General features: G+C 72.5%; 18 protein-coding genes. 14 read left to right on the forward strand and 4 right to left on the reverse strand.

The genetic code is table 11. From position 1 onward, the window contains the following. The first annotated feature begins 12 nt into the window (after window positions 1-12). Window positions 13-1,665 carry a prenyltransferase/squalene oxidase repeat-containing protein gene (locus ACIQV3_RS12565; RefSeq protein WP_403712397.1) on the forward strand — a complete coding sequence of 551 codons (1,653 nt, stop codon included), beginning with the start codon at window positions 13-15 and terminating at the stop codon, window positions 1,663-1,665. A gap of 219 nt (window positions 1,666-1,884) precedes the next feature. After that, complete coding sequence (locus ACIQV3_RS12570; RefSeq protein ID WP_403712398.1) at window positions 1,885-3,996, forward strand: MMPL family transporter; 2,112 nt, start codon at window positions 1,885-1,887, stop codon at window positions 3,994-3,996. Window positions 3,997-4,066: 70 nt separating this feature from the next. On the opposite strand, the gene ACIQV3_RS12575 is transcribed toward ACIQV3_RS12570, so the two are convergent. Further along, the gene (locus tag ACIQV3_RS12575) at window positions 4,067-5,170 is read right to left on the reverse strand and encodes a polyprenyl synthetase family protein (RefSeq protein WP_403712399.1); all 1,104 of its coding nucleotides are present in this window, start codon (window positions 5,168-5,170) and stop codon (window positions 4,067-4,069) included. Between the two features lie 558 nt (window positions 5,171-5,728). Between ACIQV3_RS12575 and ACIQV3_RS12580 the strand changes: the two genes are divergently transcribed. The 7 genes from ACIQV3_RS12580 to ACIQV3_RS12610 all read left to right on the forward strand — a co-directional run bounded on the left by ACIQV3_RS12580 (window position 5,729) and on the right by ACIQV3_RS12610 (window position 15,009). Next, entirely contained in the window at window positions 5,729-6,286 is a 558-nt protein-coding gene (locus tag ACIQV3_RS12580) for a cupin domain-containing protein (RefSeq protein ID WP_403712400.1), read from the forward strand. Between the two features lie 15 nt (window positions 6,287-6,301). Continuing rightward, window positions 6,302-7,438 carry a DegT/DnrJ/EryC1/StrS family aminotransferase gene (locus tag ACIQV3_RS12585; protein WP_403712401.1) on the forward strand — a complete coding sequence of 379 codons (1,137 nt, stop codon included), beginning with the start codon at window positions 6,302-6,304 and terminating at the stop codon, window positions 7,436-7,438. A 132-nt stretch (window positions 7,439-7,570) separates the two neighbouring features. Next, window positions 7,571-9,571 carry an FAD/NAD(P)-binding protein gene (locus tag ACIQV3_RS12590; protein ID WP_403712402.1) on the forward strand — a complete coding sequence of 667 codons (2,001 nt, stop codon included), beginning with the start codon at window positions 7,571-7,573 and terminating at the stop codon, window positions 9,569-9,571. Further along, complete coding sequence (locus ACIQV3_RS12595; protein WP_403712403.1) at window positions 9,568-11,100, forward strand: adenylosuccinate lyase family protein; 1,533 nt, start codon at window positions 9,568-9,570, stop codon at window positions 11,098-11,100. Before ACIQV3_RS12590 ends, ACIQV3_RS12595 begins: the two co-directional genes overlap by 4 nt. 346 nt (window positions 11,101-11,446) lie before the next feature. Continuing rightward, complete coding sequence (locus ACIQV3_RS12600) at window positions 11,447-12,577, forward strand: type III polyketide synthase (RefSeq protein WP_403712600.1); 1,131 nt, start codon at window positions 11,447-11,449, stop codon at window positions 12,575-12,577. Further along, window positions 12,574-13,572, forward strand: a complete 999-nt coding sequence (locus ACIQV3_RS12605; protein ID WP_403712404.1) for a methyltransferase dimerization domain-containing protein — start codon at window positions 12,574-12,576, stop codon at window positions 13,570-13,572. Before ACIQV3_RS12600 ends, ACIQV3_RS12605 begins: the two co-directional genes overlap by 4 nt. 450 nt (window positions 13,573-14,022) lie before the next feature. After that, window positions 14,023-15,009, forward strand: coding sequence for a BTAD domain-containing putative transcriptional regulator (locus ACIQV3_RS12610; RefSeq protein ID WP_403712405.1), 987 nt, complete (start codon window positions 14,023-14,025; stop codon window positions 15,007-15,009). 61 nt (window positions 15,010-15,070) lie between these two features. Here the strand turns inward: ACIQV3_RS12610 and ACIQV3_RS12615 are convergent, their stop codons facing one another. After that, window positions 15,071-16,999 carry an FtsX-like permease family protein gene (locus tag ACIQV3_RS12615; RefSeq protein WP_403712406.1) on the reverse strand — a complete coding sequence of 643 codons (1,929 nt, stop codon included), beginning with the start codon at window positions 16,997-16,999 and terminating at the stop codon, window positions 15,071-15,073. A 109-nt stretch (window positions 17,000-17,108) separates the two neighbouring features. Here ACIQV3_RS12615 and ACIQV3_RS12620 point away from each other — a divergent pair, with 109 nt between their 5' ends. The 5 genes from ACIQV3_RS12620 (at window position 17,109) to ACIQV3_RS12640 (ending at window position 22,674) form a co-directional block, all read left to right on the forward strand. Beyond that, window positions 17,109-18,419: a sensor histidine kinase gene (locus ACIQV3_RS12620; RefSeq protein ID WP_403712407.1), complete on the forward strand. Its 1,311-nt coding sequence runs from the start codon at window positions 17,109-17,111 to the stop codon at window positions 18,417-18,419. A 56-nt stretch (window positions 18,420-18,475) separates the two neighbouring features. Next, on the forward strand, window positions 18,476-19,117 hold the full coding sequence (locus ACIQV3_RS12625) for a response regulator (protein ID WP_403712601.1): 642 nt from the start codon (window positions 18,476-18,478) through the stop codon (window positions 19,115-19,117). 137 nt (window positions 19,118-19,254) lie between these two features. Next, a complete protein-coding gene (locus tag ACIQV3_RS12630) occupies window positions 19,255-20,538 on the forward strand; it encodes an alpha/beta hydrolase (RefSeq protein ID WP_403712408.1) in 1,284 nt (427 codons plus the stop codon). 268 nt (window positions 20,539-20,806) lie between these two features. After that, entirely contained in the window at window positions 20,807-21,868 is a 1,062-nt protein-coding gene (locus tag ACIQV3_RS12635) for an alpha/beta hydrolase (RefSeq protein WP_403712602.1), read from the forward strand. Further along, on the forward strand, window positions 21,865-22,674 hold the full coding sequence (locus ACIQV3_RS12640) for a trypsin-like serine peptidase (protein ID WP_403712409.1): 810 nt from the start codon (window positions 21,865-21,867) through the stop codon (window positions 22,672-22,674). The genes ACIQV3_RS12635 and ACIQV3_RS12640 overlap by 4 nt, the downstream gene beginning before the upstream one ends. On the opposite strand, the gene ACIQV3_RS12645 is transcribed toward ACIQV3_RS12640, so the two are convergent. Both ACIQV3_RS12645 and ACIQV3_RS12650 read right to left on the reverse strand, forming a co-directional pair. Continuing rightward, window positions 22,671-23,594, reverse strand: a complete 924-nt coding sequence (locus tag ACIQV3_RS12645; protein ID WP_403712410.1) for an EamA family transporter — start codon at window positions 23,592-23,594, stop codon at window positions 22,671-22,673. The two genes, ACIQV3_RS12640 and ACIQV3_RS12645, sit on opposite strands and share 4 nt — an antisense overlap. A gap of 167 nt (window positions 23,595-23,761) precedes the next feature. Beyond that, complete coding sequence (locus ACIQV3_RS12650) at window positions 23,762-24,883, reverse strand: pyridoxal-phosphate dependent enzyme (protein ID WP_403712411.1); 1,122 nt, start codon at window positions 24,881-24,883, stop codon at window positions 23,762-23,764. Window positions 24,884-24,918: the final 35 nt, after the last annotated feature.

Consider the following 24,918-nt stretch of genomic DNA (forward strand, 5'->3'; position numbering starts at 1 on the left):
TAGGAGCCTTCCGTGTACATAGCGGATCTGGAGTACGCGGCCCCGATGCCGTGGCCCGCCGAAGTCGACCCCGATCACGTGCGTGAGGCCACGGACCGGCTGATCGCCCACGTCGCCGGCCGGGTCGACGCCGACGGCGCGCTGCGCGAGGAGTGCCAGAGCCGGGTGCTGGAATCGGCGCTCGCCCTGTCGCTGATGACGCGCACCGGCGTCGGCACCGCCGCCGACCCGTCGCCGGCCCGGGACCGGCTGCTCGACTTCCTGCGGGCGCACCAGGACACCCCGGACAAGCTCGAACGCGTCCTCGCGACGCTCGCCGTCGCGCGGGCCACCGGCCGGACGTCCGCCGGTGACACCGAGCTCGTGGCCAAGCTGACGGAGGGCGTGCTCGGCGACGCCCCGGGCTTCATCTCCGCCCGCCGCCGCATGATGGTGTGCGCGGTGCTGTCGGTGCTCGGCTGCCCGCTGCCGCCCGAGGTCCTGGCCGCGGTCGCCGACGAGGTCCCCTCCGACCCCCTGCACTCCTGGGCCGCCGTCCAGCAGGCCTCCGTGACCCTGATCCTGGCCGCCGCCGCGGGGGTGGACAACAAGGTCACCGCCGCCGCCCTGGAGACCCTGGCCGCCACGCACCCCGCGACGACGGTGTGGGAGGGCTACGCCCTGATGCACCTGCTGGTGCTGCACGGGCTCGCCGGTTTCCCCGGGAACGAGGAGACCGTGCGCGCCGGCCTGGAGACGCTGCTGCGTCACCAACGCGCCGACGGCGGCTTCCCGTTCGTCCTGGAGATGCACAACTGGTGCACCTCGACCGCCGGTACGGCCCTCGTCGCGGCGGGCGCCCCCACCGAGCTGCTGCGCCGGATGGCGGGGATGCTCGTCGACCACCAGGGCGGCGCCCCCACCCGCTCGCTCTCCCGCGGCGCGACGCTGACCGACGGCTGGTCGATGTCGGAGATCGTGGCGCAGAACGACGTGGACGACACCTCGTGCGCCCTGGAGTTCCTCCAGGCCATCGACCCGATCGCCTACGGGGACTCCGTACGGCGCGGGGTGGCGGGGCTGCTGGCGGTCCAGGGCGCCGACGGCGGGTTCCCCACGTACGTCGCGGGGGCCTCCTCCGAACCGTGCATGACGGCCGCGGCCATCTGCGGGCTCGCTCCGCACCCCGACACGCTGGCCGCCCGGCAGCGCGCCCTGACCTTCCTCACCGAAAGCCAGCTGGAGGACGGCGGTTTCGAGCCGGGCTGGAGCCGCAGCCGACTGCACACGATCTTCCGTGCGCGCCTGGCCGCCTGCACCGCGGGACCGCAGGACCACCACGTGGCCCGCATGGCCGAGCGGATCGAGCGCACGGTGCTGGAGACGCAGAACGAGGACGGCGGCTGGGGCATGCAGCCGGGTGACCCGAGCGACGACATCAGTACGGCCTACGGGTTGATCACGCTGTGCTACGGGACCGATCACCGGCCCATCGGGCGCGCGCTGTCCTGGCTGCTCGCGCACCAGAACGCGGACGGCGGCTACAGCGGCCCGCCCGACATGGTCGGCCCGCGCCCGTTCCCGTACAGCTTTCCCATTCTGACCGACGCTCCCGTGCTCCTCGCTTTCGGGCACGTCCGCTCCCGCATCTGGGACATGGCGTCCGTGCTCCAGGGAGCGAACTGAGGTCCGGATCCACAACCGTTCGCGCGGCGTTTGAGGAATCGCCCACTCAACGTCACCACGGCCGATGAAACACCTGAGGGAGGAGGGGGTCTTGGACCTCCTCCTCCCTTCGTGCGGGGTCAACGTGCCCTAGCCTCTTGACTGTTAACGACTCAGGAGCACCACCGCGATGCTGTTTGCCCTTCGACTTACCCTTCGACGGAAGACCGAGGAATTGACATGATGCGCAAGATAGCGGCCCTGCCCAGTGGAAGGCTGGGAAAATGGGTCGTCATCGCACTCTGGGCGGCCCTGCTCGTTCCGGCCCTGATGCTGGCCGGAAAGCTCGGAGACGTCGAAGAGAACGACAATTCGGCCTGGCTGCCCGGCAACGCGGAGTCGACCGCCGTCGTGGAGCGGGCCGAGAAGTTCATGTCCGCCGACACCCTGCCCGCGGTCGTGATCTACGACCGGTCCGCGGGCGTCACCGATGCCGACCTCGCCAAGGCCCAGGCCGACGTCGAGGCGTTCAAGGGCATCGAGAACATCGTCGGGCCGGCCCAGGGGCCGATCAAGTCCGCGGACGGCAAGGCCATCCAGACGGTGGTCCAGGTCAAGAAGGACAAGACGGGCTGGGAGGGCATCGGCACGGTCGTCGACGCGATGACCGAGGTCGGCAAGAAGAACGCCGACGGTCTCGGCTTCCACGTCGCCGGCCCGAGCGGTTACGCGGCCGACTCGATCAAGGCGTTCAGCGGGGGCGGGGCCCTGACCACGATCACCGCGCTCGTGGTGGTCGCGATCCTGCTGCTGACCTACCGAAGCCCACTGCTGCCGCTGCTGCCGTTGCTGACCGTGGGCGTCGCCCTGGTCACCTCGGAGGCGGTGATCTACGTACTGGCCAAGAACGCCGGCCTGGTCGTCAACAAGCAGACCAGCTTCATCCTGACCGTCCTGGTGTTCGGCGCCGCCACGGACTACGCGCTCTTGCTCATCTCCCGTTACCGGGAAGAGCTGTTGCGGCACGAGGACCGGCACGACGCGATGGCCGAGGCCCTCTACCGCTCCAGCCCCGCGATCATCGCCAGCGCCGCGACCGTCGCGGTCAGCCTGATGCTGCTGATGCTGGCCACCCTGAACTCCACCCAGGGCCTCGGCCCGGCCTGCGCGGTCGGCGTCCTCGTCGGCCTGCTCGCCATGATCACCCTGATGCCGGCCCTGCTCGTGGCCTGCGGCCGCTGGATCTTCTGGCCGGTGAAGCCCACGTACGGAGCGCCCGTCACCGCCGAGGGCGGCATCTGGGCCCGGGTCGGCACCGCCGTCTCCGGCCGGCCGCGGCTCGTGTGGATCGGCACCGCGCTGGCGCTCGCCGTCATGGCGCTGGGCGTGCTCGGCCTCAAGGCCGACGGGCTCGCCAACAAGGACCAGTTCACCAACACCCCGCAGATGGCCGTCGGCGAGCAGATCCAGTCGGAGCACTTCCCGGCCGGGTCCGGCGACCCCATCTTCGTCGTCAGCAAGGCCGACTCGGCGGTGGAGGTGCGCAGCGCGCTGCTCACCGTCCCCGGCATCGTGAGCGTCACGCCCCCGACGTCCAAGGACGGCGAGGCCGTCATGCTCGGGGAGCTCAAGGACGACCCGAGCAGCACGACCGCGATGGACACCGTCAAGAAGGCCAGGGACGCGGTCCACGCGGTCGCGGGCGCCGACGCCCAGGTCGGCGGCAGCTCGGCGGTCATGCTCGACACGCAGACGGCCGCGGCCCGCGACTCCAAGGTGATCATCCCGATCGTGCTGGTCGTGGTGCTGCTGATCCTCATGCTGCTGCTGCGCTCGGTCGTCGCGCCGATCCTGCTCATGGCCACGGTGGTGCTGTCCTTCGGCGCGGCCATCGGCGTCAGCAGCCTGGTGTTCAACCACGTCTTCGGCTTCGCCGGCGCGGAAGCCTCCTTCCCGCTGCTGACCTTCGTCTTCCTGGTCGCGCTCGGCATCGACTACAACATCTTCCTGGTCACCCGCGTGCGTGAGGTGTCGGCGGAGCACGGCACCCGGCGCGGCGCGCTGCTGGGCCTGTCCACCACCGGCGGTGTGATCACCTCGGCGGGTCTGGTGCTGGCCGGCACCTTCGCGGCGATGGCCTCGCTGCCGCTGGTGTTCGCCGCCGAGCTGGGCTTCGCGGTGGCCTTCGGCGTCCTGCTGGACACCATGATCGTCCGCTCGGTGCTGGTCACGGCGCTGACCCTGGACGTGGGCCGCTGGATGTGGTGGCCCAGCAAGCTCTTCCTGCGCGAGGACGAGCCCGAGCCCCGGGTGGAGACCCCCGACCTGGAGCCCGCACTCGGCGGCAAGTGACGACACCCCGCACACACGAAGGGCCTCCCGGCAGCCGCCGGGAGGCCCTTCGTGGTGGTGGGACGACGGCTCAGCGGTCCCGGTAGGCCACTTGCTCGGCCATCTTCACCAGGCGCTTGTGCCAGTCGTCCGCCAGCGGCGCGTCGTCGAGCGCCGCGCAGGCCGCCGCGACGAGCTGGTCGATCTGCTCCTCGACCTCCCGGCGGACGCCGGAGGCGAGCAGCGCGTCGCGGAGCTCGACCGGGTCCCAGCCACCGCTCCTGCCGTCCTCGACGAGCCGTGCCACCCGCTCGTCCTTGGTGGCCGCCAGGGCCAGCAGCAGGGTCATCTTGTGCTCCACGAGGTCCAGCCCGGCGGGCTTCCCGGTGGCCGCCCCGTCGCCGAAGGCGTCGAGCAGGTCGTCGCGGAGCTGGAACGCCTCGCCCGCCGCGACCCCGTACTTCTCGAACGGAGCCAGGAGTTCGGGCCGTCCGGCGATGGCCGCGCCCAGCGCGAGGGGCCGGTGGATGGTGTAGTTGCCGGACTTGCAGACGGCGACCCAGCGGGACAGCGCCGGGTCGGCCGTCAGCTCGGCGGCCAGGGCGATGTCCAGCTGCTGACCGATGATCACCTCGGTGACCAGGTCGTTCCAGATCCGCAGGGCCGGGCCGGTCAGCCCGCTGGCGAGCCGGTTGGCGTAGCTGAGCGCCAGGTCGCCGGCGAGGATGCCGATGCCCTCCCCGAACCGGCGGTGCTCGCCGGCCCAGCCGCGCTCCGCGTGGAGGGCGGCGTGCTTGGCGTGCACGGTGGGAGTCCCGCGCCGGGTATCGGAGTTGTCCATGATGTCGTCGTGGATGAGGGCGAACACGTGCAGGAGTTCCAGCGCGGCGGCGGCCGCGACGACGGTCTCCCGCGCCTCCTCGTCCGCCGGGCCGCCGGCCGCCAGGTAGCCGCTCACGCAGAAGGCCGGGCGCAGGCGCTTCCCGCCCGCCCTGACGATGTCCGCGATCGCCTCGACCGGCACCGCGACACGGGCGTCGACGGCCCCCCAGCGCTCGGCCTCGGTCTTCAGGAGGTCGTCGATCACCACGCCGACCCGGGCCAGGAGCTTGTCGCGGGCGTCACGGTCCACGCCGGCGCTTCCTGTGGGGGCCTGCGGCGCGGGCCGGTCCGGTTCCGCGGAAAGTTTGAACAAGACGTTCTCCTTGGCAGTCACTTCGTCGGGCAGCAGCCGTCACGGATCCGGCCACCGGGAACGCGTGAATTCAGGCCGCAGGATTTCGGGCTTTCCGAGCTGCGACGGTCATCTTCGGTCAAATGGCTTGCCGGGGACTGAGGGGCGGATTGGTATTGGCTTGGGGCAAGCCGATACCAATCCGGAAAACAGTCGCGGCCAAGTCGCGCGCGGACCATCGGCTGTGCGCGCCCTGCAGGCCTCCCGACTGGAGCGCGTCCCCTTCGACTTGGGGAATTCTAGGCGCACGGAAAGGGCTCCTTGACGGATCCGTCCCGGCTCGGTGATCCTCTTCGTGCAAGCCATCAATCAAATGAGGGGGCGGCCCAAAAGCCGCCGGATTCCGTCCGTCCGGCGTGGGAATCGGCCGTCTCGGGGGACGGGGGCGAACCTCTGCCTCTCCAGTCAACCGGCTTGAAACGGGCGGGCCCAGGCGCACCTCGCCGGGCCGTTGCCGCAGGTCGTCGGGCCGCTCGCTCCCGAGCGGGAATTCGCACAGACTACGAGGAAATCAATCACATGAGCGGGCTTATCCTTCCCCCAGGCCAGGGGCGAAAACTGGTCACGAAGGCACAGGACGTGACCTTCAAGGTCACCGCGGCGGACGGCTCCTCCATATCGGTCTTCGAAGTGATCGTGCCGCCGGGATTCGACGTCGGCGCCCACGTGCACACCAAGTCTCAGGAGTTCTTCTACGTCCTGGAAGGGGAGTTGGAACTCCTGGCGTTCGAGCCCGCCGAACGCACGAAGGAAACCTGGCGCACCTGGGAATCCGCCGAGGGGGACAAGGCCGTCACCGCGACCGCCGGCAGTTGCATGTTCGTCCCCCCGGGCACCCCGCACGCATTTCGCAACGCGTCGGACACCCCGGCCCGGATGCTCTTCCAGAGCTATCCCTCGCCCGATCACGAGCACTATTTCGAAGAGATCGTCGAGATCTTCGCGGCCGGCCCCTCGGTGGACGCCGAGGCCGTCCGCCTGATGCGCGAGCGCTATGACGTCGACCAGATCACGCCCCTGCGCTTCGAACCCCCAGTCCTTCCGAATCTTCGGTCCGCGACCGACCGTACGGCGTAACGAGAGGTGACCATCATGGACAGGATTCCCCTCGTTCACGCGAGTCTGGGAGAAAAGGAACTGGCCGCCGTGGCCGAGGTGTTCTCCTCGGGCTGGCCGGCCGGCCAGGGCCCCCAGGGCAAGGCGCTGGAGGCCCAGCTCGTCGAGCGCTACGGCGTCGGTGACGCCGTCTCGCTCAGCAACTGCGGCGCCGCGCTCCACCTGGCGATGCTCGCCCTCGGCGTCGAGCCGGGCGACGAGGTGATCGTCGCCGACTACACCTTCCCGGCCCCCGCCCACGCGGTGCGCTACGTCGACGCCGTCCCCGTCTTCGCCGACGTGCGCGCCGACACCGGCACCGTTGACCCGCGGGCGGTGGAGAGCCTGATCGGGCCGCGGACCGTCGGCATCATCGCGGTGGACACGGTCGGCCTCCCCGCCGATTACACCGAGCTGAACGCGATCGCGGACCGCCACGGACTCTTCGTGGTCGAGGACGCCGCCTGCTCGGTCGGCGCCACCTACCAGGGACGCGAGGCCGGCACGCTGGCACCGGTGGCCTGCCTGTCCTTCCACGGACGCAAGGGCGCCAGCAGCGGCGAGGGCGGCGCGCTGCTCTCCGCCGATCCCGTGATCGGACAGGACGCGCGGCTGCGCTCCTCCTTCGGCATCGGCAGCATCTTCGACCAGTCGCAGATCGTCGGGCTGCCGATCCCCGAGTTCACCGACATCGGCTACAACTACAAGATGTCGGACATCGCCGCCGCGATCCTGCGCGTGCAGATGGGCCGCATCGACGAACTGCTGGTCCGCCGCAGCGAGATCGCCGCCCTGTACGGCGAACTCCTGGCGGAGGAAGAGCTCCTGAGGCTCCCGCACGTGCCGGAGGACCGTACCCACGCCTGGCAGTCCTACATGGTGACCCTGGACCCGCGGGTGGACCGCGCCGGCCTCGCCGCCGCGCTGCGCGCCCAGGACATCGGCTGCGGACACGGCACCTGGGCGACCCACGTGCAGCCGGTGTACCAGTCCAAGCGCAAGTGCCCGGTCTCGGCCGACCTCTTCGCGCGCAACCTGGCCATCCCGATGCACGCCGAACTGACCGAGGCGCAGGTCGAGCGGGTCGTCAGCGTCCTGCGGACCGAACTGCGCACCCACGCGCGCGGCCGCTGAACCCCCGGCGCGGCCGCTGAACCCCCGGCCCGGTCGCCGAACCCCCGGCGCGGTCGCCGAACCCCCGGTGCGGCAGCAGGACTCGGCTGCTGCCGCGCCGTCCCCCGAGCCGGAACCTGTGTGTGAGGAGTGTTGGTGCTTACCGTCTCCCTTGTCGGCGCGGGGCCCCGCGGTTTCGCGGTCCTGGAGCGGCTCTGTGCCAACGAGCGCAAATCCCCGTCCCACCGCGCGGTGACCGTGCACGTCGTGGAGCCGCACGCACCGGGCCCCGGACGGGTGTGGCGCACCGGGCAGCCGCGCCAGCTGCTGATGAACACCGTGGCCTCGCAGGTCACCGTCTACACCGACCACAGCGTGCTGATGGACGGCCCCGTCGAGGAGGGCCCCAGCCTGTACGAATGGGCGGCCGGGCTGGCCCGCACCGCCGAGGAGCCCGGGGTACGGGACCGGTTCCCCGCAGAGGCGCTGGCCGAGGCGCGCCGGCTGGGCCCGGACGACTACCCCACCCGCGCGTTCTACGGGGCCTACCTGGAGGACGCCTTCCGCGCGGTGACCGCCGCCGCGCCCGCGCACGTCACCGTCGTCGAGCACCGCACCCGGGCCGTGACCCTGACGGACGCGGCCGCGTACGGCGGTCCGCAGACCCTGGAACTGGCCGACGGCACGCGCCTCACCGGCCTCGACGCCGTGGTCCTGTCCCTGGGCCACGTACCGGCCCGGCCCACCCGGGGCGAGAGCCAGCTCGCGGAGGCCGCCGCCGCGCACGGGCTGACGTACATCGCCCCCTCGAACCCCGCGGACGTGGACTTCTCCGCGGTGGCGCCGGGGGAGACGGTCTTCGTCCGCGGCCTCGGGCTGAACTGCTTCGACGTGCTCGCCCTGCTCACCGAGGGCCGCGGCGGCACCTTCGCCCGCGAGGGGGACGCGCTGCGCTACCTGCCCTCGGGCCGGGAGCCGAAGATCGTCGCCGGCTCGCGGCGCGGGGTGCCGTACCACGCGCGCGGCGAGAACCAGAAGGGCCCGTACGAACGCCACGAGCCGCGGCTGCTCACCCCCCGGGCCATCGACCGGATGCACCGGCGGGCGGCGGACGGCGAGCGGCTGCACTTCCTCACCGACCTGTGGCCGCTGATCGCCAAGGAAGTGGAGGGCGTCTATTACGGGGCCCTGCTGACCGCCCGGGGCCAGGAGCGCCAGCGCGAGTCCTTCGTCGAGCACTACCTCGCCGCACCGGACCCCGAGTCGCAGGACCTGCTGCTGGACTCCGCCGGCATCGCCCCCGGGGACCGCTGGGACTGGGAGACGCTGGCCCGGCCCTACCGGGGCCGCTTCCTCGGCGACCGCGCCGAGCACCGGGCCTGGCTCCTCGGCCACCTGGCCGAGGACGTCCGCCAGGCCAGGGCCGGCAATGTCCGCGGCCCGCTGAAGGCGGCCCTGGACGTCCTGCGCGATCTGCGCAACGAGATACGCCTGGCGGTCGACCACGGAAAACTCGAGGGCGCCTCCTACCGGGACGACCTCCAGAGCTGGTACACCCCGCTCAACGCGTTCCTGTCCATCGGGCCGCCCGCCTCGCGCATCGAGGAACTGATCGCGCTGATCGAGGCCGGAGTCGTGGAGGTGATGGGCCCCGGCGTGCGGGTGCGCGCCCCCTCCGCGGACGGCCGCGAGGCCGGTCCCGCGGTGTTCACGGTCACCTCCGACGTGGTTCCGGGCCCGCCGGTCGCCGCCACCGCCCTCGTCGAGGCCCGGCTGCCGGAGCCGGACCTGCCGCGCACGGCGGAGCCGCTGCTGCGGGACCTGCTGGAGAGCGGCCAGGCCGCCCGACACCGCATCGAGGGCGCCTGCGGCATCGCGTACGAGACGAAGGGGCTGGCCGTGACCGAGCGGCCCTACCGGCTTCTCGACGCCGCGGGCCGGGCCCACCCGCGCCGGTTCGCCTACGGCGTGCCCACGGAGGCGGTGCACTGGGTGACCGCCGCCGGAAGCCGCCCGGGCGTCAACTCCATGACCCTCGGCGACGCGGACGCCATCGCCTGCGCCGTCCTCGCGCTGCCCTCCGCCCCCGGGACGGAGCGTCCGCCCGGAAGGCACCGGCGCTCGCCCGCCGATCCCCTCGAGGTGACCGCATGAGCGCAGAGAACCGGGCGAGCGCGCCGGACGCGGAACCGGCCGGATGCGGCCCCGACTCCGGGCTGCTGTCCCCGGTCCGGGCCGGCACGCCCGCCGAGGCCGTCACCTCCGACCTGGCCTGGCTGCAGGCCATGCTCGACGCGGAGGCGGCCCTCGCCCGCGCCCAGGCCAAGGTCGGCAGCGTGCCCGCCGCGGCGGCCGCCGCCATCAGCCGCGCGGCGCGCGCCGAACGCCTCGACGTGCGCGCACTCGCGCTGGTCGCGCGGGAGACCGCGAACCCCGTGGTCGGACTGGTCCGGGAACTCACCCGGCTGGTCGCCGCGGAGTCCCCGGAAGCCGCCGAGTTCGTCCACCACGGCTCCACCAGCCAGGACGTCTTCGATACCGGCGCCATGCTCGTCGCCGACCGCACGCTGCGGCTGATCCGCGCGGACCTGGAGCGGGCCGCCGAAGCCCTGGCGGTCCTCGCCGCCCGGCACCGGGACACCGCCATGGCGGGCCGCACGCTGGGCCTGCACGCGGTGCCCACCACCTTCGGACTGAAGGCGGCCGGCTGGCGCAGGCTCCTGCTGGACGCCCGCGACCGGGTGGCCGCCGTCCTCGAGGGAGGTCTGCCCGTATCGCTCGGCGGAGCAGCCGGGACCCTCGCCGGATACCTGGAGTTCGCCCCGCCCGGAGAAGGCGGCAGCTACGGCGACCACGGCGACCGCGGCGACCGCGGCGACCACGGCGACCGCGGCGACCACGGCGACTACGCGGACCGGCTGCTGGACGCCTACGCCGCCGAGACCGGGCTGGCCCGCCCGCCGCTGCCGTGGCACGCGCTGCGCACCCCGATGGCCGATCTCGCGGCGGCCCTGGCGTTCGTCACGGGCGCCCTGGGCAAGATCGCCGTGGACGTGCAGTCGCTGACCCGGACCGAGGTGGGAGAGGTCTCCGAGCCGGCGGTGGAGGGGCGAGGCGCGTCCTCGGCGATGCCGCACAAGCGCAACCCCGTCCTGGCCACCCTGATCCGCAGTGCCGCGCTCCAAGTGCCCCTGCTGGCGGCCGGGGTGACGCAGTGCCTGGTGTGCGAGGACGAGCGCTCGGCCGGGGTGTGGCACGCCGAGTGGCAGCTGCTGCGCGAATGCCTGCGGCTGGCCGGCGGAGCCGCGCACACCGCCGTCGAACTGGCCGAGGGGCTGGTCGTACGGCCCGAACGGATGCGGGAGAACCTGAAGTTGACGGGAAGTCAAGTGGTGTCGGAGAGGATGTCCGCCGTCCTGGCGCCGCGCCTGGGCAAGGCCGAGGCGAAGGAGCTGCTGACCCGGGCCTCCGCCGAGGCGGACCGCACCGGCGGCTCGCTGGCCGAGGTCTTGGGCGCGATGCCCAAGGTGAAGCGGCACCTCACGGACGCCCAGATCGTCCGGCTGCTGGATCCGGAGGGCTACACCGGCGCCGCACCGTCCCTGGTGGATCAGGAGTTGGCCGGCGCGGGCGGAGCCCCGCAGGCGCAGGCGCAGGGGCACGCGCACGCGCAGGCGCGTTAGGGCGGCGGCAGGCAGGCAGGGCGGCGACCGGTTCCACCGGCGCGGCGGGGAAGCCCCGGCCGGGGCGGACGACCTTCGGGGTCGCCGCCCCCGGCCGGGGCTTCCCCGCGTCCGGGGTCCCGGCGCAGACGAGTTTCGGCCAGTGTGCCCGCGGGCCGCCCCGCCCCAATCCGCCGGGCCCCGGTGAAAGGCCCGGCGAAAGTCCTCGGTGAAAGGTGCGGGCGAATGGATGCGGGGAAGGCAAGTCGCCGCCAAGCCAGCAGCAAGCGCCATACGCGATGTTGGGGAACGTACACGCTGTGAGGGCAGCAGAACATTCTCTACATCAGAGAGATAGATGCCAGGTATGCCAATTCTATGTAAGCCTTCGGTGAGCGTGCCGGAACACATCATCACGATGGAAGACACTCTGGCATTCGCCAGGGAAGCGCACGCGGGCAAGCCGCAGCTTCCGCTGGCCCTTCGACTGATAGAGAACACGGGGGTGCGGAAGCGGCACCTGGTCCAGCCGATCGAAAAGACGCTGAGCCACCCCGGTTTCCAGGAACGCAATCGCATCTACGAGCTGGAATCGAAGAAGCGGTGCCCGGAAGTCATAGAAAAGGCCCTGGAGAACGCGGGCCTGGTGGCGACGGACATCGACGCGATCATCTACGTGTCGTGCACCGGGTTCATGATGCCCTCGCTCACCGCGTGGCTGATCAACGAGATGGGGTTCCGCTACGACACCCGTCAGCTCCCCATCGCGCAGCTCGGATGCGCCGCGGGTGGTGCGGCGATCAACCGCGCCCACGACTTCTGCGTGGCTCACCCCGAGAGCAACGTCCTGATCGTCTCCTGTGAGCTGTGCTCGCTGTGCTACCAGCCCACCGCCGACGACGTCGGCTCGCTGCTGTCCGACGGGCTGTTCGGTGACGCGGTCGCGGCCGCGGTGGTGCGGGGCAGCGGCGGCTCCGGGGTCCTGCTGGAGCGCAACGCCTCCTACCTCATTCCGAACACCGAGGACTGGATCTCGTACTCCGTCCGCGACACCGGATTCCACTTCCAGCTCGACCGCCGAGTTCCCGGAACGATGGAACCGATCGCTCCGGTGCTGAGCGACCTGGCCGCGCTCCACGGCTGGGACATCGGCGATCTGGATTTCTACATCATCCACGCCGGGGGCCCCCGCATTCTGGACGACCTCGCCAAGTTCCTGAACGTCGACCGGACGGTCTTCCGGCACAGCTGGTCCACGCTGACCGAATACGGGAACATCGCCAGCGCGGTCGTGTTCGACGCCCTTCGCCGGCAGTTCGAAGAAGCCGAGCGCCTGTCGGCCGGGTCCACCGGTGTGATCGCCGGATTCGGTCCGGGAATCACCGCGGAAATGGTCCTGGGGAGCTGGGTTCCGGCCGCCCCGCAGCACGTCGAAGCGAACCCGGCCGCCCGGTCGGTACCGCGTCAGCTTTCGGGAAGCATGGTGGGAACGGCATGAGCAACGGCCAGCCGACGTCGGATCGGATCATGCGGCTCATCACCGGGTACTGGGCGACCGGCATCCTGGGCACGGCGGCGAGCTGCTCCCTCTTCACGCACCTGGAGGAGGGCGCCACCTCCGCCGCCCACCTGGCCGACCGCGCCGGGATATCCGAGCGGGGCGCGCAGGCCCTCCTCGACGGCCTGGTCAGCATGGGCCTGGTGGAGACGGCGGAGGGCGGCTACCGCAACACCGCCGAGGCCTCCGCCTTCCTGGTGGAGGGCCGCGCCGAATCGCTCAGCGGGTTCGCCAAGCTCAAGATGGGCCACATGGGCAGCCTCTCGGTGCTGCCCGAGGTCGTCCGCGCGGGCGGCCCGCTCTCCGACGCCGTGGTGGAGGTGGCCGACAACCCGCACTGGGAGCAGTTGGTGCAGGCCATCGCCGCGCAGTCGGTTCCGGTCGCGAAGATCGCCGCCGAGGCGCTGCGCCTGTCGGAGGCCGGGGAGATCTCGATCCTCGACATCGGCGGCGGCTCGGGCGTCTGTTCGGGCATCTGGCTGGAACTGAACCCCGACGCGCGCTCCACCCAGCTCGACTGGGAGCCGATCAACTCGATCGCCCGCCGGCTGCTCACCGAGCGGGGCGTGGGCGACCGCGTCAGCTACATCGACGGGGACTTCCACACGACCGGTTTCGGAGACTCCGCGCACGACGTCGTGATGTACTCCAACATCGCCCACCAGGAGGGTCCGGAGGAGAACATCGCGATCTTCGCCAGGGCCCGGGGCGCCCTGAAGCCCGGCGGTACGCTCGTCGTCTCCGACTACATCGTCGAGGACGACCGCAGCGGCCCCGCCTTCGCGCTGACCTTCGCCTCGGAAATGCTGCTCAAGAGCAGGCACGGGGGTACCTGGAGCAGGGCCGATTACCACGCCTGGCTCACCAAGGCGGGCTTCGCTGAAATCACCTTCCAGAGCACGCCTTCGCCGACCACGTTGATCTTCGCGCGGTAGTCGAAGGCCCAAATGCGGAGCGCCGGTCGGAGGGGAAGCGGAATGATCCCCACCCCGGCGCTCCGAGCATGATCAGTGACGAGCAGAACGTCACCGCACGGAGGAGCGGGGGATTCCGAACGTTGCCCGGATCTACCTCCTCGGGCATATGCCTTCCGGCTGGCCAAAGTTCAACTCACCAGATTTTAAACGGGGGTTGTAATTCTTGATCGGCATGCTGGATCCTTCCTGGTGCAGAGGTGACGACACTCGTCATCCGGCCGAGGCCGGGACGTACGCATCTTTCGGGGGAGCTTGATGAGTACAGAGGCAGTGAACGAACAAATTGATTTTGGCGAGTTGACCGCGGACCTCAGGGGAGGCGGTAGGCGAAGTACGGACATTGTCGTCGGACAGCGTTTGGGAGGCAGCACCAGGGGAACACGGAGCGTCGCCGAGCTGGAACGGGAAGTGAGGGAACTCCGGCACGCGAACGAGACGCTGAAGATGTACTTCACGATGGCGCTGGAGCTCGATCTCCAGTCCCCGCCTCCCGCCGCCGTCTTCGACATGGCCCGCGAACGGGCTGGTGCGCACGCCGTCGCGCCCCAGCCCCCCGCCCCGCGGCCGCACGGCGGGGTCCGGTGGGCACAGGAGGACCCGGAGGAGGCCCGGGACGCCGCGCCGGCCAAGGTCGAGTTCCGGGTACTGGGTCCGATCGAGGCGACCATCGGCGGACGCTACGTGGATCTCGGGGCCACCAAGCAGCGGGCCGCGCTCACCCTGCTGGTCAGCCAGGTGGGCCAGCCCGTATCGGTCGACGTGCTCGTCGAAGCGCTGTGGGACGGCCAGCCGCCCCAGTCGGCGATCTCCTCGCTGCACGCCTACATCGCCAACCTGAGGCGCGTGCTGGAGCCGGACCGGGCGCCGCGCAAGCCCGCGAAGGTCCTGCGCACCCGGGGCCGCGGCTACTTACTCGACAGCGGTGCCGTCGACGTCGACGCCCACCGGTTCGGCACCTGCGCGACCGCCGGCTGGCAGGCCCTTGACCGGTGTGACCCGCAGCGGGCCCTCGACGAGTTCGAGGCCGGGCTCGCCCTGTGGCGCGGGGAGGCGTACGCGGAAGTCTCCGATGCCACGCACGTCTCGCCCGAGGTGGTGCGCCTCGAAGAACTGCGCCTCTCGGTGGTCGAAGGCCGCTGCGCGGCACTGATCGCGGTCGGCGCCCACGAAGTGGCCGTCTCGGAACTTGCGGGCTTCACCCAGGCCCACCCGCTCCGCGAATACGGCTGCGAACTCTTCAGCCTGGCCCTGTACCGGGCCGGACGGCAGGCCGACGCGCTCTCGGTGCTGCGCATGCACCAGCGGCGCATGGCCGAGGACCTGGGCATCTCGTCGAGCCCCGCGCTCCAGCGCCTGGAGGTCGAGATCCTGCGCCAGGCCCCGACCCTGGACTGACCCGGGGCTCGACCGGAGGACCCGGGGCTCGACCGGTGGACCCGGGCTCGGCCGGCGGACCTCAGGCCGAGGCCAACCCGGCTGCACCACCGGCTACACCACCGGGCACTTCACCCGACCGCGCCCTGCGCCGCCCTGTCCGGCGGCGCAGGGCGCGGGCCGTCGGGAGCAGGGTGCACAGGGCCCCGAGCGCGGCGCAGACACCGGTGACCGCGCCCATCGCGAGCCAGGGGACCACCACCGGCGCGTCCACCCCGAGGACCGCGAGGGCGGCGCGCACGCCCGCCAGGTTGACCGCGGTGACCGCCGTCCCGAGCAGGGCGCCGACCGTGACCGCCAGCAGGGATTCGGCCGCCGTCACGGCGAGGACCTGGCCGCGGGTGGCTCCGGCCAGCCGCAGCAGGCGCAGGTCGCCGGCCCGGTCGGAGGTGGCCATCAGCAGGGTGTTGGCCAGCGCGATCGCCGTGTAGGCCAGGGCGATGCCGAGCACCAGCACGTAGCCGAGCACCGTGAAGCGGTTCGTGCGCGGGTGCGTGGCCGCCACCCACTCCTGCGTGGTGCGGGCCGTGGCCCCGTACCGGGCCGCCGCCTCGCGGACCGCGCCGTACGCCGCCGCGGGGGCCCTGACCTCGAGGCGCGAGACCTTCGCGCCGGGCGCGTTGCGCGGGGTGACGTACGCCCCGTTGTCGCCGGTCCCCGTCCGCATCACGGCCACGATCCGCAGCCGGGCGGCGGTGCCGTCCGCACGCCACAGCGGTACCGAGTCGCCGAGCCGGTGCTGCCACCACTCCTCGGTGACGATGATGCCGCCGTCGTCCAGGTCCGCGACGGCCCCCGCCACCACCGGCAGCCGCGAGACCTCCGCCAGCGCCGCCGGGTCCACCGCGAAGGCCTCCGTCGGCACCTTCACGAACCCCTCCTCCAGCACCGTCAGCCGGGTGTCGGCCACCGCGAGGACGCTCGCCCCCGGGACACCGTCCATCACCCGTCCCGCCGACGGGTCCGGCAGCCGACCGCCCGTCAGTACGTAGTCCGCCCCGGTCCGGGCCCGGGCCTCCACCGCCTTCGCCCCCTTCAGGGTCCACGCCGCGCCCAGCAGCGATCCGGTCAGCGCGACCATCACCAGCACCGGCGCCGCCACCGCGGCCGTGCGGCGGATCCCGGCGGCGGCGTTCGCCCGCACCAGCCGGCCCGCGTAGGAGGTCAGCCGGGCCGGGAGCCACATCAGCAGCCGTACGACGGGCCGTACGAGCACGGGCGCCAGCAGCCCGCACGCGGAGATCAGCAGCATCGGCTGCACGGTGTACGTCTTGCGCTTGAGCAGCGAGCCCGGGTCCGACCCGAGCCGCCACCCCACGAAGGCGACCGCGCACAGCAGCAGCCCGCCCCCGGCCACCCAGCGCCCCGGGGTCATGGGCCGCTCGTCGGTCACGTCCTCGCGCAGCGCCTCCAGCGGACCGACCCGGCCGGCCCGCCGGGAAGCGGCGTACGCACCCGACAGCGCGACCAGCAGACCCGTCCAGAACGCCGTGTGCAGCGGCCAGCTCTGATCCCCGATCGCGTACCCGGCGGGCGCCAGCCCCTGCGCCACCGTCCAACGGGCCATCAGCGGCGCGCCCGCCGCGCCCAGGGCGATCCCGGCCGCCGAACCGACCAGCCCGACGGCCGCCGCCTCCGTCATCACCAGGCGCCGCAGCTGCCCCGGCGTCGACCCGGCCAGCCGCAGCAGCCCCAGCTCGCGCCGCCGCGCGGCCACCGCGTACGAGAAGGTCGACGCCACCACGAAGGCCGCCACGAACGAGCTCACCCCGCCCGCGGTGCCCAGCATCGAGTTGAGCGCCACCACCTCCGCACCGTCCGGCAGCGCCGCCGAAGCGGCCAGCCCCAGCCCCATGACGGTCATCAGCGCGACCCCCAGGGCCACCGCCACGAACGTCCCCACCTGTGTCATCCAGCGCCGCCGCAGCGACCTCAACGCGATCTTCAGCATGGTTCCCAGCCAACCGGCCGCGCGGCCCCCGGTCAGCGGGGCAGGGACGAGTCCCGGGGGTACGGCCAGCCCTACCGCGCCGCCCCACCGCGCCGCCTACGGTGGACGCATGCCGCTCTCCCTCCCCGTCCCGGGCCGATACCTGCGCACCGCCCGGCCTTGGCGCGCCGCCGCCTACCTGCTCACCGGCGGCATCACCGGCGCCCTCGCGTTCACCGTGCTGACCTTGCTCGCCGTGTCCGGGGCGCTGCTCGCCATCGTCCTCGTCGGGCTTCCGCTGCTGGCCGCGCTCGCGCTGGCCGGCGTACCGTTCGCGGCCCTCGAGCGCCGCCGGCTGCGGCTGTGGGACCCGGCCTCCGCGCCGCTGCCCGACCCGCACCGCGATCCGGACCGTACGGGGCCCGCGGCGTGGGCCGGCACCCGCTTCCGCGAGCAGGCGACCTGGCGGGAGCTGGGCTACGTGGTGCTCGCCGCCACCCTGCTGTGGCCGTTGGAACTGCTCGCCGTCGGTGCCGCGATCCTGCTGCCCGCCGACCTCCTGGCGACCCCGGTGCTGCTCGCCCTCGACGGGCAGCAGGCCAACCCCCTCAAGATCCACGGCATCACCGGCTACCCCGAGGCCCTGCTCTGCGCCGCCGCCGGCCTGCTCCTCCTCCCGCTCTTCCTCTACGGGCTCGGCGCGGCGGCAGCCGCCCGCGCGGCCCTGGCCCGGCTGATGCTCGGCCCCGGCCCGGGCGACCTGGCCGTCAAGGTCACCGAGCTGACCAGCTCCCGGGCCCGGCTGGCGGCGGCCTTCGACGCCGAACGGCGCCGCATCGAAAGGGACTTGCACGACGGCGCGCAGCAGCGGCTCGTCGCGCTGTCCATGACGCTGGGCCTGGCCCGGCTCGACGCCCCGCCCGGCAGCCCGCTCGCCGCACAACTGGCCGCCGCGCACGCCGAGGCCGGGCTGGCGCTGACCTCGCTGCGCGAGCTCGTCCACGGCATCCACCCGCAGGTGCTCAGCGACCGGGGCCTGCCCGACGCGGTCGCCGACGTCGCGGACCGCTCGCCGATCCCGGTCGACACCGACTTCGACCTCCCGGGCAGGCTGCCTGAACAGGCCGAGTCCGCCGGGTACTTCTTCGTCAGCGAGGCCCTGGCCAACGCGGCCAAGCACAGCGGGGCCCGCCGGATCACCGTCGCGGGGCGGCACGACGGAACCCGCCTCACCGTGGAGGTCACCGACGACGGCCGCGGCGGCGCGGACCCGGGGCGGGGGAGCGGACTGACGGGACTGGCCGACCGGGTGTCCGTCGTGGACGGCAGACTGACCCTGACCAGTCCTCCCGGAGGTCCGACCCTGCTGCGTGTGGAGATCCCTTGCGTTCCGAAGACCCCGAAGGCGCCGAAGGCACCGAAGGCACCGAAGGCCCGGTGACCCCGTCCGCCGCGTCCGCCCCGTCCGCCCCCGCGGCGGCAGCCGCACGGCAGCCCCTGCGCGTGGTCCTCGCCGAGGACTCCGTGCTGCTCCGCGAGGGCCTCGTCGGGCTGCTCGCCCGGTTCGGCCACCGCACGGTGGCGGCCGTCGGCGACGCCTCCGCGCTCGAAGCGGCCGTCGCCGAGCACCGGCCGGACATCGTCGTCACCGACGTGCGGATGCCCCCGGACCACACCGACGAAGGGCTGAGGGCGGCCGTGCGGATGCGCGAGACCCGGCCGGACCTGCCCGTCCTGGTCCTCTCCCAGTACGTGCAGCGCTCGTACGCCGCCGAGTTGCTCGACTCCGGCGACGGGACGGCCGTCGGGTACCTGCTCAAGGACCGCGTCGGGCAAGTGGAGGAGTTCCTCGACGCCGTCGCGCGGGTGGCGGCGGGCGGCACCGTGGTCGATCCCGAGGTGGTGCGCCGGCTCATCAGCCGCCGGCGCGACCCCCTGGAGCGGCTGACGGCCCGCGAGCGGGAGGTGCTCGCCCTGGTCGCGGAGGGACACTCCAACGCCGAGGTCTCCCGCCGCCTCACCGTCTCGGAAGCGGCGGTCGGCAAGCACATCGGGAACATCCTGATGAAGCTCGACCTGCCCCCGGCACAGGAGTCCCACCGCCGGGTCCTCGCCGTCCTGGCCTACCTGCGGGGCTGACGGAACCGGGCAGCGGAATTCGGATCATGATTTTGCGCTGATTTGGAACTTTCCGGGGGATTCACACATCAGGACTAGGGGAGCCCAGTCCCTTCTGTCCCACCGGGGGGCAGTCATGACCGTTCGGAGCGAAGTTCGTGCACCAGGACCCGCAGCGCCCGCGGCCCGATGACCAGCCTGACCGAGCGCACCCGCCGTACCCGCCGCACCCGCCGCACCAGCCACACCCGCCGTACCGACCCGAGTCCCACCAGGGGTACGGCAACGAGGCGTACGTCCCCCCGCACATACCCGGGCCCCCCGGCGGCCCCGCTCCGGACGAGCCCCCGCGCCGCTCGCGCCGCGCCCGCCCCCGCTCCCGCCGCGTCCTGTGGACCGGCGCGGGCCTGGCCCTCGCGCTCCTCCTCGGCGGTGGTGGCTTCGCCGCCTGGAAGCTGGACTGGTTCTCCGGCAACGGTTCCTCGGTGAGCTTCGGCCAGCCCTCGCCCCCCGCCGGCGCGGGTCCGGAGCGGGGGAACCCTGGGCAGACCCCCGCGAGCCCGCCCGCCCCGACCGGCGACCCGGACGTACAGCAGCCGACCGGCCCGGTCTCCGCGTTCAAGCAGACCGCCAAGCTCGACGACGGCACGGTCATCGCCAAGACCCGCCTCAAGGGCGCCAAGTCCGGCTTCGAGGGCGATGTCTGGGTGTGGACGCCGAAGGAGTACGGCGACCCGAAGTACGCCAAGAGCGGCTTCCCGGTGCTCATCGCCCTCCCCGGCGGCAACGGCTTCCCGGACAACTACTGGGCCGACCGCAGCCTCGGCCTCCAGAAGGCCATCAGCGAGGGCGTCAAGGCCGGCACCAGCCTGCCGTTCATCGTGATCATGCCGGTGCTCAACCCGGACGCGAAGTACTACTACGACGGCTCCGACATCCCCGGGAAGCCCAAGATGGGCACCTGGATCGCCGAGGACGTCCCGGACTTCACCCGCGCCAACTTCCGTACGTACAAGTCCCGCGACGGCTGGGCCTTCATGGGCTCCTCCTCCGGCGCCTTCGTCGGCATGAAGCAGGTGCTCCAGCACCCGGACCGGTTCAAGGCCGTGATCGCCAGCGGCGGCGAGATCCTCCCCGACTCCCCGTTCTGGAAGGGCCGCCAGGCGGAGATGGACGCGAACAACCCCGAGAAGCTCGCCCAGAAGCTGATCGACACCGGCGGTCCCGAGGTCTACATCAACTTCCAGGTCGGCACCCGGGAGACCGGCAAGGACCGCATGGCGCAGTTCCGGCAGAAGTACGGCAAGGGCCCGGTCAAGGTGACCATCCGGGACATCCAGAACGGCGAGCACAACGGCTGGCACTACGTGCGCGGCATGAAGGAAGGCTCACTGGAATGGGTCAGCAAGGTCCTCAAGGGTCCGAAGCCCGAAACGGGCTGACCGGCGTGGCCCTCGCCACGTCCGCCCGTCCCAGGCAACCCATCCGGTCGTTCATACCTCTGTTAAGGATGTAAGGGGGGACCACACGGTCCAGCCCGCGCTCCCAGGGGCGCCGGAGAAGGAACGGGAACGATCCGTGCACCAAGACCTGCAGGGTGACAGGGCCGCCACTCCCACCGGGGAGGCCCCCGTCACGACCGAGGGCGCGCCCGCGAACGAAGGCGCCCCCGCGACCGGGGCCCGCCGCCCCCGGCGCCGGCTCCGCCGGATCCTGATCGGCGGGGGCCTCGGGCTCGCCCTCCTGGCGGGCGGCGGGGCCGCGTACCAGTTCGGCCTCTTCTCCGACATAGGCGATCCCGTCTCCTTCGGGAGGCCCCCTTCCGCAGACTCCGCCGCCTCCGCCGCCTCCGACACCGCGTCCGCGCCGGGCGTACGGATGCCGACCGGGCCGAAGGCCCCGTTCGTCCGGACCTCCCGGCTGCCCGACGGCACCCAGATCGCCAAGACCACCCTGACCGGCAAGAAGTCCGGGTTCACCGGCGACGTATGGGTGTGGGTGCCGAAGGAGTACGACGATCCGGCCTACGCCGACAGCGCCTTCCCGGTCCTGATCTCCCTGCCCGGCGGCCGCGGCTACCCCACGAACTACTGGGGCACGGGCCCCGGCCTCGGCCTCCAGCAGGCCGTGAGCGACGGGGCGAAGTCCGGCAAGAGCCTGCCCTTCATCCTGGTCATGCCGGTGCACAACGCCGACACCAAGCACCACTTCGACGCCTCGGACATCCCCGGAGAGCCCAAGATGGGCACCTGGATGGTCGAAGACGTCCCGGATTTCACGAAGGCCAATTTCCGGACCTTCACCTCCCGCGACGGCTGGGCCTTCATGGGCTCCTCGGCGGGCGGATTCGGTGCCTTCAAGCACGTCCTGAAGCACCCCGACCGCTTCAAGGCGGCCATCGCGAGCGGGGTCGACATCGTCCCCGACTCCCCGCTGTGGAAGGGGAACAAGCAGGCCATGGACGGGGACAACCCCGAGAAGCTCGCCGCGAAGCTGATCGCCGCGGGCGGCCCGGACGTCTACGTGAACTTCCAGATCGGCACCCGCGAATCCGGCCGGGAGAAGGCCGAGCGGTTCATGAAGGACTACGGCAGGGGTCCCGTGCACACCACGCTGCAGGTGATCCAGGATGGTGAGCACAACGGGAAGTCCTACGTACGCGGGATGAGGGAGGGCGCACTGGAGTGGATCAGCAAGGTGATGTCCGCACCCACCCCGAAGCCCCGGCCGGCCCCGAGCGGCGGCGCGAGCGGCGCCGCCGTCCCGCGGTGAGCCCCGGCCTCAAGGGGATCGGGATCGGCTCGGCCGCCCTCGCCGGGGCCGCCGCGCTGCTCGCCGTGGTGTTCCTCAGGGACCCCGGCGGCTACGAGGACCACGGCGCGCTCGCCTTCCCCACCGTCGGCGTCCTCATGGCGGGCGGCGAGCACTGGTGCACGGCCAGCGTCGTCGACAGCCCGCGGGGCAACGTCGTCGCCACCGCCGCGCACTGCGTGGCCCCCGCCGGCGAGGACGGGCGGCCGGGCGAGGCCGCGCACGACGGGCTCGCCATCGGCGAGCTCGCCTTCGCCCCCGCCTTCTCCGGGGAGGGCTCCGGGAAGCAGCCGCTCGGGGTGTGGAAGGTGCGCTCCGTCCAGGTCGACGAGCGCTGGACGAAGTGGGGCGAGGACACCGCCGACTTCGCCTTCCTCAGCGTCGAACCGGACGCGGACGGGCGCAGCCTGCAGGAGGTCGTCGGACGCGGGGAGGCCCCGAAGCCCGTCTGGACCTCCGGCTACGAACGCGAGGTGACCGTCGTCGGCTATCCGGAGTCCGAGCACAACCCCGAGAACAAGCCCGTCGCCTGTACGACGCAGAGCCGGCACGACGAGGACGACCCCGCCATGCTCTACATCAACTGCTCGGGGTTCTGGACGGGCACGAGCGGCAGCCCGTGGATCGCCGACCGGGGCGGGCCGGGGCGGCCGGGGCAGCTCATCGGGGTGCTGAGCGGCGGCGACACCGACGTGGACTCCACGGCCGCGCTGTTCGACGACCGCGCGAAGGCCCTCTACGAGCGGGCGGCAAAGCCGACGGCCTAAGCCGTCTCTTCCGGATCTCGCTCTTTCGGATCGGGGCGGCGCTCGGTGCTGACGATCACGCACACCGCCGCCACGACGATCGCGCCGCCGAGCAGGAGCGGCCAGGTCAGGGCCTCGTCGAGGATGAGCCAGCCCAGTGCGACGGCCACGACCGGATTCACGTAGGCATACGTGGCCACGAGCGAGAGCGGAGCCGCGCGCAGCAGCCACACGTACGCGGTGAAGCCGACGAGCGAGCCGAACAGTACGAGGTAGCCGAGGGCCAGCCAGGACGCGGTGGAGTACGAGGTGAGGTCCAGCCCGTGCTGTTCGCCGCGGCACAGGCCGACGAGGATCCCGCCGGTCCCGCCCGCGAGCATCTGGTAGGCGCTGCCGGTGAAGGGGTTCGCGGGCAGGGTCAGCTTCGAGCCCGAGAAGGAGCCGAGCGACCAGCACACCGAGGCGGCCAGCACCAGGAGGACCCCGCCGAGCGCGATCTCCCCGCCGAGCCCCGGGCTGGTCAGGACGGCGAGCCCGGCCAGCCCCAGCAGCACCCCGGCCACGGTGCGGGGCGAGGGGCGGTCTCCGGAGCCGGCGCGCAGGACGACCAGCCACATCGGCACGGCGGCCACCAGGAGGGCGGCGAGCCCGGAGGGTATCGAGGTCTCGGCGAGGACGACGAGGCCGTTGCCGCCGAGCACCAGCAGCAGCCCGACCAGCACGGCGGCGCCCACCTGGGACCGGGTGGCCCTGAGGGCGGCCGGGCCGTCGCGCCAGGCGACGAGGCCGGCCAGGAGGAGCCCGGCGGTGATGAAGCGGGCCCCGGCGGAGAGGAACGGGGGCATGGTCTCGACCACGATGCGGATGCCGAGGTAGGTCGAACCCCAGACTACGTAGACGAGGGAGAGGGCGAACCAGACACGGGCCGAGGGGGTGCGCATGACGCGGAGCCTATGTCGTTGGCCCCTGCATCCATCGGGGGGTCCCCGGAGCGCGGCGCTCCGGGCGCGGGTGTCCGCCGGGCCACGGTCGGCCCGGCGGCGGGCCGACCGCGTGGGGCCGACCGCGTGGGGCTGCCCCCGTGGGGCTGCCCCGTGGGGCCGCCCGGTCAGGCCGCCGGCGCCGCCAGGCCCGTCTTGGCGCCCGCGCCGCAGAGCGGGACGACGGCGGTGCGGCCCTGGAGCGGGTCCTCGGGGGCGGTGGGCCCGACCGCGGCCCAGCAGGCGGCGGCCGTGGGTTCCACGAAGAGCCCGCGCCGGGCCAGGTCGAGCTGGGCCGCCCGGATGCGGTCGTCGGTGACGGTCAGGAAGGTCCCGCCGGACTTCCGGACGGCCGCCAGGATCTGGCGGGCCCGGGGCGGAGCCGGGATCGCGATCCCCTCGGCCAGGGTGGGGAGTTGGGGTACGGCTCCGGCGTCCTCGGCGCCCGCGCGGAAGGCGGAGGCCAGCGGGGCGACGGCCGCCGACTGGACGGCGATCAGCGTCGGCGGGCGGACCCCGCGGCGGGCCAGCTCCTCCACCGCCAGCGCGGCCCCGAGCAGCAGCGTGCCGTTGCCGACCGGGACGACGATCACCTCCGGGAGGTGGCCGCCCAGCGCCTCCCAGATCTCGTAGACGTACGTCTTGGTGCCGTGCAGGAAGTACGGGTTGAAGACGTGGCTGGCGTAGAACACCCCCGGCAGGTCGGCGGCTTCGCGGGCCGCCACCGCCGCCGCCTCGCGGCCGCCCGGCACCACCGTCACCGTCGCGCCGTGCGCGCGCATCTGCTCCGTCTTCTTCGCGGAGGTGCCCTCCGGCACGAAGACCTCGCAGTTCAGCCCGGCCCGTGCGCAGTAGGCCGCGAAGGCCGTCCCGGCGTTGCCGCTGCTGTCGGCCACCACCCGCTCCGGTCCCAGCCAGCGCGCGACCTCCGCGAGCATCACCGCGCCGCGGTCCTTGAAGGACAGCGTGGGCATGAGGAAGTCGAGCTTGGCGTGCACCCGCTCCGACAGCGGCACCAGCGGGGTGTTCCCCTCCGCCAGGGTGACCGCGAAGGCCCCGGTGAGCGGCAGTGCGGGGCCGTAGCGCCAGAGCGAGTGGGGTCCGGCCGCCGGATCCAGCACGGCGTCCGGGTCGGGGGCGAAGTCGAGGTCCCACGGGCCCCCGCACACCGGGCAGCACCAGGGGGCCGTCCGCGCGTCGGCGCGGGTGCCGTCTTCGGCGCAGACGTAGCCGGGTAGTGCGTGCGTCATGTGCGGGGAGCCTTTGCTCGTTCATGGCTGAGGTG

Origin of the sequence: Streptomyces sp. NPDC099050 (assembly GCF_044759865.1) — a bacterium.
Lineage (GTDB): Bacteria > Actinomycetota > Actinomycetes > Streptomycetales > Streptomycetaceae > Streptomyces.